Annotated in this window: 11 protein-coding genes; 10 read left to right on the top strand and 1 reads right to left on the bottom strand. The window is 69.0% G+C overall.

The genetic code is table 11. The features are described 5' to 3' along the window. Positions 1–3 precede the first annotated feature (3 nt). Both OCGS_RS09925 and OCGS_RS09920 read left to right on the top strand, forming a co-directional pair. Positions 4–774, top strand: coding sequence for a glycoside hydrolase family 25 protein (locus OCGS_RS09925; RefSeq protein WP_007427110.1), 771 nt, complete (start codon positions 4–6; stop codon positions 772–774). Between the two features lie 90 nt (positions 775–864). Then, the gene (locus OCGS_RS09920; protein WP_007427109.1) at positions 865–1,359 is read left to right on the top strand and encodes a VPLPA-CTERM sorting domain-containing protein; all 495 of its coding nucleotides are present in this window, start codon (positions 865–867) and stop codon (positions 1,357–1,359) included. On the opposite strand, the gene OCGS_RS09915 is transcribed toward OCGS_RS09920, so the two are convergent. Then, on the bottom strand, positions 1,343–3,829 hold the full coding sequence (locus OCGS_RS09915; RefSeq protein ID WP_007427108.1) for a GcvT family protein: 2,487 nt from the start codon (positions 3,827–3,829) through the stop codon (positions 1,343–1,345). The two genes, OCGS_RS09920 and OCGS_RS09915, sit on opposite strands and share 17 nt — an antisense overlap. 177 nt (positions 3,830–4,006) lie before the next feature. Between OCGS_RS09915 and OCGS_RS09910 the strand changes: the two genes are divergently transcribed. The 8 genes from OCGS_RS09910 to OCGS_RS09875 all read left to right on the top strand — a co-directional run bounded on the left by OCGS_RS09910 (position 4,007) and on the right by OCGS_RS09875 (position 13,585). Beyond that, positions 4,007–5,401, top strand: a complete 1,395-nt coding sequence (locus tag OCGS_RS09910; protein WP_007427107.1) for an aminotransferase family protein — start codon at positions 4,007–4,009, stop codon at positions 5,399–5,401. Between the two features lie 26 nt (positions 5,402–5,427). After that, positions 5,428–6,369: a phosphate acyltransferase gene (locus OCGS_RS09905; RefSeq protein ID WP_007427106.1), complete on the top strand. Its 942-nt coding sequence runs from the start codon at positions 5,428–5,430 to the stop codon at positions 6,367–6,369. Further along, positions 6,366–7,409 carry an acetate/propionate family kinase gene (locus tag OCGS_RS09900; protein WP_007427105.1) on the top strand — a complete coding sequence of 348 codons (1,044 nt, stop codon included), beginning with the start codon at positions 6,366–6,368 and terminating at the stop codon, positions 7,407–7,409. Before OCGS_RS09905 ends, OCGS_RS09900 begins: the two co-directional genes overlap by 4 nt. 24 nt (positions 7,410–7,433) lie before the next feature. Further along, entirely contained in the window at positions 7,434–10,268 is a 2,835-nt protein-coding gene (locus tag OCGS_RS09895) for a molybdopterin oxidoreductase family protein (RefSeq protein WP_007427104.1), read from the top strand. Continuing rightward, positions 10,265–11,002, top strand: coding sequence for a 4Fe-4S dicluster domain-containing protein (locus tag OCGS_RS09890; protein ID WP_007427103.1), 738 nt, complete (start codon positions 10,265–10,267; stop codon positions 11,000–11,002). Before OCGS_RS09895 ends, OCGS_RS09890 begins: the two co-directional genes overlap by 4 nt. Continuing rightward, a complete protein-coding gene (locus OCGS_RS09885; protein ID WP_007427102.1) occupies positions 11,002–11,880 on the top strand; it encodes a dimethyl sulfoxide reductase anchor subunit family protein in 879 nt (292 codons plus the stop codon). The genes OCGS_RS09890 and OCGS_RS09885 overlap by 1 nt, the downstream gene beginning before the upstream one ends. Before the next feature lie 74 nt (positions 11,881–11,954). After that, positions 11,955–12,935, top strand: coding sequence for a hypothetical protein (locus OCGS_RS09880; RefSeq protein ID WP_007427101.1), 981 nt, complete (start codon positions 11,955–11,957; stop codon positions 12,933–12,935). Beyond that, entirely contained in the window at positions 12,935–13,585 is a 651-nt protein-coding gene (locus OCGS_RS09875; protein WP_007427100.1) for a sulfotransferase family protein, read from the top strand. The genes OCGS_RS09880 and OCGS_RS09875 overlap by 1 nt, the downstream gene beginning before the upstream one ends. Positions 13,586–13,608 lie beyond the last annotated feature (23 nt).

Here is a 13,608-nt window from a genome sequence, read left to right as displayed (position 1 = left end):
CCGATGCGCGCGATGCTGATCCTGTTCCTGCTGCTTGCCGCCTGCGCCCGCCCTGCCCCGCCGGTGCCGGGACAGATGCAGGTGGTGCCGCCCGCCTTCGGGGACAGCCGCCCGCACGACTGGCCGGGACGCGGCCCCGCGGCCTATGGCGTGCACGGCATCGACGTCAGCCGCTGGCAGGCCGCGCCCGACTGGAACGCGGCGCGGGCGGCGGGGGTGAACTTCGCCTTCCTCAAGGCGACCGAGGGCGGCGACAGGCTGGACCCGGCCTTCGGCAGCCATTCGGAGGGCGCGGCGCGGGCGGGCATTCCGGTGGGAGCCTATCACTTCTTCTATTTCTGCACCCCGGCCGAGGATCAAGCCCGCTGGTTCATCGCCAACGTCCCGCGGCGGGCGGGCAACCTGCCGCCGGTGCTGGATCTGGAATGGAACCCCCATTCGCCCACCTGCACCTTCCGCCCCGATCCCGCCGTGGTGCGGGCCGAGGCGCGCACATGGCTGGACATCGTGGGGCGGCATTACGGGCAGCGGCCCATCGTCTATACGACGCCGGATTTCTGGGACCGCAACGATATCGGCCAACTCGACGCCGAATTCTGGCTGCGCTCCACGGCGGCGACGCCCGCCGACCGCTATCCGGGCGCGCGCTGGACGTTCTGGCAATACACCGCGACGGGGACGGTGCCGGGGTTTTCGGGTGGCACGGACATCAACGCCTTCGTGGGGTCGGCCTCGGCATGGCACGACTGGCGGATCAGGCGCTCGCTTCGTTAGCCATGTTCCTTAACCCTTTGTTCATAAAGGATTAGGCTACGGCCTACCATCCGGTTTATGTCGAATGCGACGTAAATCGAGGGAACGGCCATGAAACAGGCGATCATCATTGCGGCGGCGGCGCTGTCGGTCCTTCTGACCGCCGGCATGGGTGCTGCGGCGAACGTCACCTTCCTGCCCGAAGTGTTCACGCCGCCGCCCGACGCGCAGCCCTTCGACGCGACGCTGCACGTCGGCGGCCGGGTCGAGGTCGGACGGCCTTCTGGCGACGAACATCCGACGGACGCGCCCGGCGGCGATGCGGGATCCGGGCGGCCCGGTCTGACCGGCGGCAGCCCCGCCGAATTTCTGCTGACCTCGTCGCAGAGGGACGACAGCCCCGACACCCTGCGGCTGACATCGTCCTGGTCGGATCAGGCGCGCAAGCCCGATCCGCTGAACCTGACGTCCGACAATCCAGGCGATGCGGCGCCGGCGGTCGATGTCCCTGCCGTGCCGCTGCCGGCGGGCGGCGTGCTGCTGATCGCGGGACTGGCGGCGTTCGGGGCGGTCGGGCGGCGCGGCAAAGCTAGCCGTCGGCCCTGATGCGGGCATTGCCGGGATCGTGGGGGCTGTCCTCGGTCACGACGGCATCCCAGAGGTCGCGCAGCATCCGCACCGTCAACCGCGTTCCGGGTTGCGCCAGATCGGGGCGGACATAGCCCATGCCGATGCTTTTGCCGAACGCCACCGAATAGCCGCCCGAGGTCAGCCGCCCGACGCGCGTGCCGTCCTGCCACAGCGATTCGCGTCCCCAGGGGTCGCAATCGTCCGGCCCGTCAATCAGCAGCGTCACACAGGACGACCGGATGCCCAGCGCCTGCATCGCGTCCTTGCCGTGAAAATCCTTCGACAGATCGACGAAGCGGTGCAATCCGGCCTCGAGCGGGGATGCGTCGCGGCCCAGTTCGGTGCCGAAGGCGCGATAGGATTTTTCCTGCCGCAGCCAGTTCTGCGCCCGCGCGCCCACGGGTTGCAGCCCCAGATCGGCGCCCGCCTCGACCAGCCGGTCCAGCAGGTGGTTCTGCATCTCGATCGGGTGGTGCAGCTCCCATCCCAGCTCGCCCGTATAGGCGACGCGGATGGCGGTCAGGGGGACCATCCCAAGCTCGATCTCGCGCGCGCCCAGCCACGGGAAGCGCTTGTTGCCCAGCGCGCCGTCGGGATCGGGGTCGCGCAGCAGGCGGGACAGGATGTCGCGCGAATGCGGGCCGGCCAGCGCGAAGACGCCGAATTGCGTGGTCACGTCCTGCAACACCATCGGGCCGAAATCGTCGGCCCGGTCCTCCATCGCCTTGAGAAGGTGATCGGCGTCATAGCCGTTCCAGGCCCCGGCGCTGACCAGATAGAACCGATCCTCGGCCTGGCGCAGCACGGTGTATTCGCTGCGCACGGTGCCGGCCTGCGTCAGCGCATAGGTCAGCGCGATGCGGCCCACCTTTGGCAGGCGGTTGGTCGTGTACCAGTCGAGAAACGCCGCCGCGCCCGGCCCTTTCAGCACATGCTTGGCGAAGGCGCTGGCGTCGATCAGCCCGGCGGCGTTGCGGATCGCCTCGGCCTCGGCGCGGGCGAAGGGCCACCAGCCGCCGCGCCGGAACGACCACGCATCCTTGTCCGAAAACCCCTGGGGCGCGAAGTAGTTGGGCCGTTCCCAGCCATCGACCTGCCCGAACCGCGCGCCCAGCGCCTTCATCCGGTCATAGCAGGGCGCGGTGCGCAGGGGCCGGGCGGCGGGCCGTTCCTCGTCGGGGTAGTGGGGTTTCAGCAGGAAGGCATAGGTTTCCTCGTTCTTCGCCACCGCGTGATCGGACGCGATCCACGGGCCGAAGCGGCGAGGGTCGAGGGCGGCCATGTCGATCTCGGCCTCGCCTTCGGTCATCATCTGCGCCAGATAATGCCCCGCCCCGCCCGCCGCGGTGATGCCAAAGCTGAACCCTTCGGCCAGCCACATGTTGCGCAGACCGGGTGCGGGACCGATCAGCGGGTTGCCATCGGGGGTATAGCAGATCGGGCCGTTGAAATCGTCCTTGATGCCGACCTGTTCCGAGGACGGGATGCGGTGGATGAAATCCATGTATTCCTTTTCGATCCGGTCCAGATCGAGCGGAAAGAGATCGGCGCGGAAGCTGTCGGGAACGCTGTGGCGGAAACGCGCGGGCGCGCCGTCCTCATAGGGGCCGAGGATCCAGCCGCCCCGTTCCTCGCGCACGTACCAGCGCGCATCGACATCGCGCAGCACCGGATGTTCGCCGTTCGCCTTGCGCCATTCGACCAGCGCCGGATCGGGTTCGGTGACGATATACTGATGTTCGACCGGGATGGCGGGCGTCCTGATACCCAGCAGCCGCGCGGTGCGCTGCGCGTGGTTGCCGGTGGCGGTGACGACGTGTTCGGCGGTGACGACGACCCGTTCGTCGGTGGACACCAGGTTGCCGCCCTTCTCGGCCATCTTCGTGCAGGTCACGCGCCATTCGGACCCGGTCCAGTCATAGCCGTCCACCTGCCAGCGCCGTTCGATCGCGGCACCCTGTTGCCGCGCGCCCTTGGCCATCGCCTGCGTCACGTCGGCGGGGTTGATATAGCCGTCGGTCGGATGAAGGATCGCGCCCTTCAGATCGTCGGTGCGCACCAGCGGATAGCGGTCGGCGATCTGCGCCGCCGTCAGCCATTCGAAGGGAATGTCCACGTTTTCGGCGGTCGCCGCATAAAGCATGAATTCGTCCATGCGGTCCTGCGTCTGCGCCATGCGCAGGTTGCCCACCACGCGAAAACCGGGGTTCAGCCCGGTTTCGGCCTCGAGCCCCGTGTAGAACTTGATGGAATAGTCGTGAATCCACGATGACGCATAGCTCATGTTGAAATAGGGCAGCAGTCCCGCGGCGTGCCATGTGCTGCCGGCGGTCAGCTCGTCCCGTTCGACCAGCATGGCGTCCCATCCCGCGCGCGCCAGATGATAGAGGATCGACGCCCCCACCGCGCCGCCGCCCACGACAAGGGCCTTCACATGGGTCTTCATCCGTCGCGTCCTTTGCCAGTGCCGGGGCGGACGGTGCCGCCGCCCGCGGGCGACCAGAACACGGGCCGGGCCGCGCGGCCAATGTTTTTTCCGCACCCGCGCGCCGATTGCTTCGGCGTCCGTTTGCCGCGATGATCGGACGCATCACGGTGCAGCCCATCCCGAAAGGTCGCGACAATGACGGTTCCCTTCCAGGTCAACGATCCGCGCGGAATAATCGAGGCCGACCGCGCCCATGTCTGGCATCACCTGAGCCAGCACGCGCCCTATCTCGACACCGCCGTCGATCCCCGCATCATCGTCGAGGGCAAGGGCCTGAAGCTGTGGGACATAACCGGCAAGGAACATCTCGACGGGGTGTCGGGCGGGGTCTGGACGGTGAATGTCGGCTATGGCCGCGCGCGGATCGCCGACGCGGTGCGCGACCAGCTGGTCAAGATGAACTTCTTCGGCGGATCGCTGGGTTCCGTCCCCGGCGCGCAATTCGCCGAGCGCCTGATCAAGAAGATGCCGGGGCTGTCGCGCGTGTTCTATGCCAATTCGGGGTCCGAGGCGAACGAGAAGGCGTTCAAGATCGTCCGCCAGATCGCCCATCGCAAGGGCGCCAAGCACAAGATCCTCTATCGCGACCGCGACTATCACGGCACGACCATCGGCTGTCTGTCGGCGGGCGGGCAGCAGGAACGCAACGCGCAATACGGCCCCTTCGCCCCCGGCTTCGTCGAGGTTCCCCATTGCCTCGAATACCGCAAGGACGAGCTGGGGCTGGGCCACCTGTCAGGCGAGGATTTCGGCGTCGCCGCCGCGAACCTGATCAAGGACGTGATCCTGCGCGAAGGCCCCGACACCGTCGGCGCGCTCTGCCTAGAGCCGGTGACGGCGGGCGGCGGCGTCATCCCGCCCCCCGAGGGCTATTGGCCGCGCGTGCAGGAGATCTGCCGCAAATACGACGTGCTGCTGCATATCGACGAGGTGGTCTGCGGCATCGGGCGCACCGGCGCGTGGTTCGGATACCAGCAATACGGGGTCCGGCCCGACATCGTGACGATGGCCAAGGGCGTGGCGTCTGGCTATGCGGCGATTTCGTGCTGCGTGACGACGGATGCGGTGTTCGAGATGTTCCGCGACGATCCGTCCGATCCGCTGAACTATTTCCGCGACATCTCGACCTTCGGCGGCTGCACGGCCGGCCCCGCCGCCGCGCTCGAGAACATGGCCATCATCGAGGAGGAGGATCTGCTGGCCAATGTCGATGCGATGTCGGACCGGTTGATGGATAACCTGCGGCGGCTGATGGAGAAGCACGCGGCCATCGGCGACGTGCGCGGCATGGGGCTGTTCTGCGGCGCGGAACTGGTCGCCGACCGCAAGACACGCGAACCGCTGGCCGAGGCGCAGGTGCAGGCGGTCGTCAAGGATTGCATGGCGCAGGGCGTCATCATCGGGGCCACAAACCGCAGCGTGCCGGGGCGCAACAATACGCTGTGCTTCAGCCCCGCGCTGATCGCCACCGCCGACGAGATCGACCATCTGACCGATGCCGTGGACCGCGCGCTGACCCGCGTTCTTTGAAAGCCCGCCAGGACCAGGAAAAGACCGTGCCGGAAAGACCGCCCTTCCCGTTCCTGACGGATATCGTGCCGCAGGTTCCCCGGACGCTGCTGGACATCGCGCACGGTCTGCCCGTGCCGCGCGTGGCGCTGGTCAACGCGGGGTCCGAGACCGCCCTGCAAGGCATCCGCGAGGCCGCCGATCACGGCCTGGCCGAGCCGGTCCTGATCGGTGACACGGCGAAGATCCGCGAAACGGCGCAGGCCATCGGCTGGGATATCGCCGGGCTGCGCATCGACGAGGCGCCCGGCCCGCAGGCCGCCCCGCGCGCCGCGATGCTGGCCGTCGCGGGCGAGGTCGATGCCATCATGAAGGGGCAGATCCATACCAGCACCTTCCTGCGCGGCCTGCTGCCCGCCCATGCGGGTCTGCGCGAACCGGATGCGCGCTGCGGCCATGTGTTCCACATCACCGCGCCCGGCAGCGACCGGCCGCTGCTGCTGACCGACGCGGCGCTGAACGTCGATCCCGATGTCGAGACGCGGCGCGCCTGTCTGACGCATGCGGTCGCGCTTGCCCGGCGGCTGGGGGTCGAATCGCCCAAGGCCGGGCTGCTGGCCCCCAGCGAGGACGTGGTCGCCGCCATCGCGCATACCGGCGCATCGGCCGCCATTGCCGCCTGGGCCAAGGACGCGCTGCCGCAGGCCGTGGTGCAGGGACCGATGGCGCTGGACCTGATCTGGTCGGCCGAAGCGGCGCGGATCAAGGGCTATGACAGCGCGGTGGCTGGGGATGCCGACATCGTGCTGGCGCCCAACATCACCACCGGCAACGCGGTCTTCAAGCTGATGGTGTTCGGCATGGGGTGCTGCGCGGCGGGCATCGTGCTGGGCGCGAAGGTGCCGATCCTGCTGACCAGCCGGGCGCAGAAATCCGCGGCCCGGATCGGGACGGCGGCGCTCGGGGCGATCGCGGCGGCGGCGCCGTGATCCTGGTCGTCAATGCCGGGTCGTCGTCGGTCAAGTGCGCGGTCTTCGACGGCGACCTGAAGCGCGTCACCACCCTGAAGGCGACCGAGATCGGCGGCGCTTCGCGGATCGGGGGCTTGCCCGCCGACCTGCCCGACCACGCGGCGGCCATCGAGGCGATCCTGACCGCCCTGCCGGTGGATATGGCGCGAATCCGCGTCGCTGCGCACCGCGTCGTGCACGGGGGCGCGGACATGACCGCGCCGGTCCGCATCGACCGGGACGTGCGCGCGCGCATCGACGCCCTGTCGCCGCTGGCGCCGCTGCATAATCCCGTCAACCTGGCAGGGATCGACGCCATTGCCGCGATCCTGCCCGGCCTGCCGCAGACCGCCAGTTTCGACACCGCGTTTCACACCACAATTCCCGACGTCGCCAGCACCTATGCCCTGCCCGAAGCATGGCGCGCCAGGGGCCTGCGGCGCTATGGCTTTCACGGGCTCAGCTATGCCGCGCTGGCGCGGTCGCTGACGGGCATCCCGCGCCTGCTGGCCTGCCATCTGGGCAACGGCGCGTCGCTTTGCGCCATCGCGGACGGGCGGTCGGTGGCCACGACGATGGGCTATTCGCCGGTATCGGGTCTGGTCATGGGCAGCCGCACGGGCGACATCGACGCGATGGCCGTCCTGCGGATGGCCGAGGAGGCCGGCATCGCCGAAACGGGCCGGATCCTGAACCACGACAGCGGGCTGACGGCGCTGGGCGGCACCAACGACATGCGCCGCCTGCAAGCCGATGCACCGAAGGCGGTGGAGGCGTTCATCTATTGGGCGATCCGCCATGCGGGCAGCATGATCGCGGCGATGGGCGGGCTGGACGCCATCGCCTTCACCGGCGGCATCGGCGAGAACAGCGCGCCGGTCCGCGACGCCATCGCGGACGGCCTGGCCTGGGCCGGACGGGTGCCCGTCCACATCGTTCCGGCCGACGAGGAGCGCGAGATCGCCCGCGACGCGCGGGCGCTGACCGGCCCCTTTGCGCCCGGTGACGGGACGCGCTAGACCCCTGAGGGCGAGGATGGCGGCATGAGCGAACCCGGAATCGACCTCACTCCAGGCACCGGCGACCGGGTGGCGAAGACCACCTGCTATATGTGCGCGTGCCGCTGCGGCATCGACGTGCATCTGAAGGACACTGCGGGCGGCCCGCGCGTCGCCTATATCGAGGGCAACCGCGACCATCCCGTCAATCGCGGCGTGCTGTGCGCCAAGGGCAGCGCGGGCATCATGCAGCACCTGTCGCCCGCGCGCCTGCGAACGCCGCTGCGCCGCACCGGCCCGCGCGGTTCGGGCCGGTTCGAACCCATCGGCTGGGACGAGGCGCTGGCCACAGTCGCGGGGCGCCTGTCGCATCTGCGCGCCACCGTCCCCGAAAAGCTGGCCTTCTTCACCGGGCGCGACCAGTCGCAATCCTTCACCGGGTTCTGGGCGCAGGCCTTCGGCACGCCGAACTATGCCGCGCATGGCGGCTTTTGCAGCGTCAACATGGCGGCGGCGGGCATCTACACCATCGGCGGCGCGTTCTGGGAATTCGGCCAGCCCGACTGGGACCGCACGAAGCTGCTGATGATCTTCGGCGTGGCCGAGGATCACGACAGCAACCCGATCAAGATGGGGCTGGGCAAGCTCAAGGCGCGCGGGGCGCGGGTGATTGGCGTCAATCCGATCCGCACCGGCTACAACGCCATCGCCGACGACTGGATCGGCCTCACGCCCGGATCGGACGGGCTGTTCATCCTGTCGCTGGTGCATTGCCTGCTGAAGGCGGGCAAGGTCGATCTGGATTATCTGGCCCGCTATACCGACGCCGCCGTTCTGGTGGACGAGGATCCGGCCAGCCCGACGCACGGTCTGCTGATGCGGACCGAAGGGGGCGCGAAGACGGTCATCGACCGCCGCACGGGCAAGCCCGCCGCGTTCGACGCACCCGGCGTGCGGCCCGATCTGGCGGGGCGGATGCGGCGCGCGGGCACGACTCATCGCAGCGTGTTCCAGCATATCGCCGAGCGCTATCTTTCGGACGCCTATGCGCCCGAAGCCGTGGCCGGGCGCACGGGCATCGCGCCTGACCGCATCCGCGCCGTCGCCGCCGAACTGGCGCGCGTCGCCTTCGACGAGGCGATCGAACTGCCGCGTCCCTGGACCGATTTCCGAGGCGAGCGGCACGAGACGATGATCGGGCGGCCGGTCAGCTTTCACGCGATGCGCGGCATCTCGGCCCATTCCAACGGGTTCCAGACCTGCCGCGCGCTGCACCTGCTGCAAATCCTGCTGGGCACGGTCGATGTGCCGGGCGGCTTCCGGTTCAAGCCGCCCTATCCCAAACCCGCCGAGGCCCATCCGCGCCCCCATTGCGGCGTGGTGCCGGGGCAGCCGCTGGACGGGCCGCATCTGGGCTATCCGCAGGGGCCGGACGATCTGTGCCTGCGCGACGACGGAAGCCCCGCGCGCATCGACAAGGCGTTCACCTGGGAAAACCCGCTTTCGGCGCACGGGATGATGCATATGGTCATCTCGAACGCCCATGCGGGCGATCCCTATCCCATCGACACGCTGATGCTTTATATGGCGAACATGGCGTGGAACAGTTCGATGAACACCGCCGCCGTGATGGACATGCTGACCGACCGCGACGCGGACGGCGCGTATGTCATCCCCAACGTCATCGTCGCCGACAGCTATGCGTCCGAGATGGTGGCCTATGCCGACATCGTGCTGCCCGACACGACCTATCTGGAACGGCACGACTGCATCAGCCTGCTGGACCGCCCCATAAGCGAGGCCGACATGGCCGCCGACGCGATCCGCTGGCCGGTGGTCGCGCCCGACCGCGACGTGCGGCCCTTCCAGTCGGTGCTGATCGACCTCGGCGCGCGGCTGGGCTTGCCCGGCTTCGTGACCGAGGACGGCGGCCCGCGATACGCCGATTACGCCGATTACATGGTCAACCACGAACGCCGGCCCGGCATCGGTCCGCTGGCCGGCTGGCGCACCGGCGAGACGGGCATCGCGCACGGACGCGGCATGCCCAACGGCGCGCAGATCGACGAATACATCCGCCACGGCGGCTTCTGGACGGCGCACATTCCTGACAATGCCGCGTATTATAAGCCGTGGAACGCCGCGTATCAGGACTGGGCGGTCGCAACGGGGCTTCAGGATAAGCCGACCCCCTATGCCTTCAACCTTTACTGCGAACCCTTGCGCCGGTTCCAGCTTGCCGCCGAGGGCAAGGGCCGCCGCCAGCCGCCCGACCATCTGCGCGAACGCATCAAGGCCACGCACGACCCGCTGCCGATCTGGTATCCGCCGCTGGGCGACGGCCATGCGGATCCGGCCGAATACGACGTTCACGCCCTGACCCAGCGGCCGATGGCAATGTATCACAGCTGGGGCGGGCAGAACGCCTGGCTGCGCCAGATCCACGGGATGAACCCGCTCTACGTGCCGACGCGGATCTGGGACCGGCACGGCTTTGCCGAAGGGGACTGGGCGCGGCTGGTGTCGCCCTCGGGCGAGATGACGGTGCCGGTGGCGCATATGGCCGCGCTGAACCCCGACACGGTCTGGACGTGGAACGCCATCGGCAAGCGGCGCGGCGCCTGGGCGCTGGATGCGGACGCCCCCGAGGCGACGAAGGGCTATCTGCTGAACCACCTGATCCACGAATTGCTGCCGCCGCGCGGCGACGGGCTGCGCTGGGCCAATTCGGACCCGATCACCGGGCAGGCCGCTTGGTTCGACCTGCGCGTGCGGATCGAGAAGGTTCCGGCGGCCTCGGTCAGCCACCCCGTCCTGTCCGCCCAGACCTCGCCCGTGCCGCCCGCGCCCCGCAACGTCGCGTTCGAGATGCCGGGATGACGACGCTGCCCGCCACGACCGACCGCAAGCTGGGGCTGGTGATCGACCTCGATACCTGCGTCGGGTGCCATGCCTGCGTGATCGCCTGCAAGGGATGGAACACGCAGAATTACGGCGCGCCGCTGGCCGATGCCGATGCCTATGGGGCCGAGCCGGTGGGCGCGTTCCTGAACCGCGTCCACAGTTTCGAGGTGCAGCCCGGCGACGGTCCCGCCCAGATCGTGCATTTTCCGAAATCCTGCCTGCATTGCGACGACGCGCCCTGCGTCACGGTCTGCCCGACCGGGGCCAGCTACAAACGCGCCGAGGACGGCATCGTTCTTGTGAACGAGGACGATTGCATCGGCTGCGGGCTGTGCGCCTGGGCCTGCCCCTATGGCGCGCGCGAACAGGATCCGGTCGAGAAGGTGATGAAGAAATGCACCCTTTGCGTGGATCGTATCTATAACGACACCCTGCCGCCCGAGGACCGCGAACCGGCCTGCGTGCGCACCTGCCCCACCGGGGCGCGGCATTTCGGCGATCTGGCCGATCCCGAAAGCGCCGTGTCGCGGCTGGTCGCGGAACGCGGCGGGTTCGATCTGATGCCCGAACAGGGCACGGCACCGGTGAACAAGTATCTGCCGCCCCGCGACCGCGACACGCTCGACGTTCTGGCCCCGTTGCTGCCCCCCGTGGACGAGGGGCCGAAGGGGTTTCTGGGCTGGCTCGACCGGACGCTCGAGCGGATCTGATGCATCCCGCGCCGTCGCTCATCGCGTTCTCGACGCTGTCGGGGCTGGGGCTGGGGCTGCTGGCGATGCTGGGGCTGGGGCTGGCCCCGGTCGCCGGGCTGACCGGGCTGGTCTTCTTCGCGCTGGCCTTCGCGCTGGCGGGCGGCGGGCTGCTGTCCTCGGCGCTGCATCTGGGCCATCCCGAACGCGCGCTCAAGGCGTTCACGCAATGGCGGTCGTCATGGTTGTCGCGCGAGGCGTGGCTGGCGGTGACGGCGCTGGCGGTCATGGCGACCTATGCCGCGCTGGCGATCCTGGCCGGGATCGTCGTGCCGCCGCTTGGCGGGCTGGGGGCCGCCCTGTCGCTGGGGACGGTGTTCGCAACGGCGATGATCTATGCGCAATTACGCACCGTGCCGCGCTGGCATCACTGGTCCACGCCCGCGCTGTTTCTGGGCTATGCGATCGCCGGCGGCACGCTGCTGTCGGGGCATGTCGGGCCTGCCGCGATCCTGCTGGCGGCGATGTCGGCCGCGCAGATCGCCGCATGGGTTGCCGGGGATGCGCGCCTTGCGGCAAGCGGCACCGACATCGCGACGGCCACGGGGCTGGGCGGGCGCGGCGCGGTGCGCCTGTTCGAGCCGCCCCATACCGGCGGCAACTATCTGACGCACGAGATGGTGTTCCGCGTCGCCCGGCGTCACGCGGTCAAACTGCGCGTCATCGCGCTGTTGCTGGCCTTCGCGGTGCCGGTGGCATTCCTGCTGCTGCCCTTCGGCCACATCCTTGCCGCACTGGCGGTGCTGTCGCATGCCGCGGGCGTCGCCGTGCAGCGCTGGCTGTTCTTCGCCGAGGCCGAGCATGTCGTCGGCTTCTACTATGGCCGCCGCCTGCCCTGACGCCGCCCGCGCGGCCTTGATCTTCGCGGCATGCGGCTTTCTAGTGCGCCCATCGTGCCTTGGGGGATGCCGCGATGGCGGATTCAGGAAATCGCGACGCGCCCGATATCGCCGTCATCCTGCGCGAGGCGGGCGAGCGGACGGTCGCCGCCGCGCGCGATCTGGCCGCGGCGCAGGTGGGCGCGGACAGGGTTCATGTCATCCGCGAGGTGCCCTTTGCCGCGGCCCTGCGCCGGGGGCTGGAACTGGGCGTCGAAGCGGGGCGGCGCTGGACGCTCTGCCTCGATGCCGATGTGCTGCTGCGGCCGGGCGCGGTGGGCGATCTGGTGGCGGCGGCCGAGGCCGCGCTGGAGAACGATCCGCAGCTTTACGGCGTCAGCGGTACGGTAGCGGACAAGCTGCTGGGCCAGTGGCGCATCGCGGGCAATTCGCTTTATTTCACGGCACGGATCCCCCGCGCGCTGGAAATCGGCAGCTTCGACGCGGCCAAGCGGCGGCCCGAATCCCACGTCAAGCGGCAGATGCGCAAGGACGGGCATCGCTGGCATCCATCCGAAACCGTCATCGGCCTGCATGACGACGAACAATCCTATCGCGACATCTATCGCACGGTTTTCGCCCATAGCCGCAAGCATGCCTATCTGATGGGATATGCCCGCCGATACTGGCGGCGGATGGCGAACGAGGATCCCGATCTGCGCGTCGCCCTCTGGTCGCTGGAACTGGCGCGGCTGCTCGATCCCTGGATCGCCCGACCGGGCCTGCGCGAGATGGAGAATGTCGCCATCGACGTGCGCGGTTTCGCCGACAATATCGACGCGCTGCTGGTCCCGGCGGGCATGGCCGAAAAGCCGCCCCTGACCGCGATGGCCGGGGACGAGGTGCGGCGCCGACTGGACGCCTTCCGCCCCGCCCCCGAATACGAGGCCGACCGCGCCTTTCATCGCGCCGAGGTGGAAGGCGGCTGGCGGCGTGCCATCGCCCGCCAGCGCGACAGGCCCGCGATGCGGCCGTTCATCCGGCTGGCCTGGCCGCTTCTGGCCGGGGGACGCTGATGGCCAGTATCGACCTTCCCCGGCAGAACGCCCTGTTCCTGCACGTGCCCAAGACCGCCGGATTCTCGATCACTTCGGCCCTGACAGAACAGGTGCAGGACGCGACGGCGTTCCCGGTTCGGAACGAACGGGGCCGGCGCGGGGCCGCAGCCTATATCGCATCGAGACTGGGCCCCGACATCCTCGCCCGGCGGTGGAGCTTCTGCTTTCTGCGCAACCCGTGGGACTGGACGGTCTCGGGCTGGCTTTACGTCACCCGCAACCGCCCGGCCTATGGCGACACGCCCCCGGCCTTCGCCGATTTCCTGCGCGGCGCATGGAAGGACGGGCTGAAAGACAACCCCCACAAGCGCAAGTTCAAATCCGCGCGCGGCTATGTCGCCTATCACACCCAGATCACGCAGGGGCGGCATCTGGCCATCGGGCTGCGCGGGCGGCCCGCCCCGCTGGCCTTCCACGCGCGGTTCGAGCGGTTGCAGGACGACTGGGCGCGCATCTGCGACCGTCTGGGACAGGACATCGCGCTGCCCCACAAGAACAGGTCCGACCGCACCGATTACACCGCCTATTACGACGACGAAACCCGCGCCCTCGTCGCGCGGCGCAATGCCGGGCTGATCGACCGCTTCGGCTACAGGTTCGGCGGATGACCCCTGCGGGGACGGGGGCGCGC

The sequence above is a fragment of the Oceaniovalibus guishaninsula JLT2003 genome (assembly GCF_000299575.1).
Classification (GTDB): Bacteria; Pseudomonadota; Alphaproteobacteria; order Rhodobacterales; family Rhodobacteraceae; genus Palleronia; species Palleronia guishaninsula.
Note: the sequence above shows the minus strand (reverse complement) of the source record. Positions and strands in the feature narration are given on the sequence as shown.

What these genes read in the sequence shown, in the direction of transcription:
- OCGS_RS09925 (WP_007427110.1), top strand. Translation starts at nt 4, where the DNA reads ATGCGCGCGATGCTGATCCTGTTCCTGCTGCTTGCCGCCTGCGCCCGC.
- OCGS_RS09920 (WP_007427109.1), top strand. Translation starts at nt 865, where the DNA reads ATGAAACAGGCGATCATCATTGCGGCGGCGGCGCTGTCGGTCCTTCTG.
- OCGS_RS09915 (WP_007427108.1), bottom strand. Translation starts at nt 3,829, where the DNA reads ATGAAGACCCATGTGAAGGCCCTTGTCGTGGGCGGCGGCGCGGTGGGG.
- OCGS_RS09910 (WP_007427107.1), top strand. Translation starts at nt 4,007, where the DNA reads ATGACGGTTCCCTTCCAGGTCAACGATCCGCGCGGAATAATCGAGGCC.
- OCGS_RS09895 (WP_007427104.1), top strand. Translation starts at nt 7,434, where the DNA reads ATGAGCGAACCCGGAATCGACCTCACTCCAGGCACCGGCGACCGGGTG.
- OCGS_RS09890 (WP_007427103.1), top strand. Translation starts at nt 10,265, where the DNA reads ATGACGACGCTGCCCGCCACGACCGACCGCAAGCTGGGGCTGGTGATC.
- OCGS_RS09885 (WP_007427102.1), top strand. Translation starts at nt 11,002, where the DNA reads ATGCATCCCGCGCCGTCGCTCATCGCGTTCTCGACGCTGTCGGGGCTG.
- OCGS_RS09880 (WP_007427101.1), top strand. Translation starts at nt 11,955, where the DNA reads ATGGCGGATTCAGGAAATCGCGACGCGCCCGATATCGCCGTCATCCTG.
- OCGS_RS09875 (WP_007427100.1), top strand. Translation starts at nt 12,935, where the DNA reads ATGGCCAGTATCGACCTTCCCCGGCAGAACGCCCTGTTCCTGCACGTG.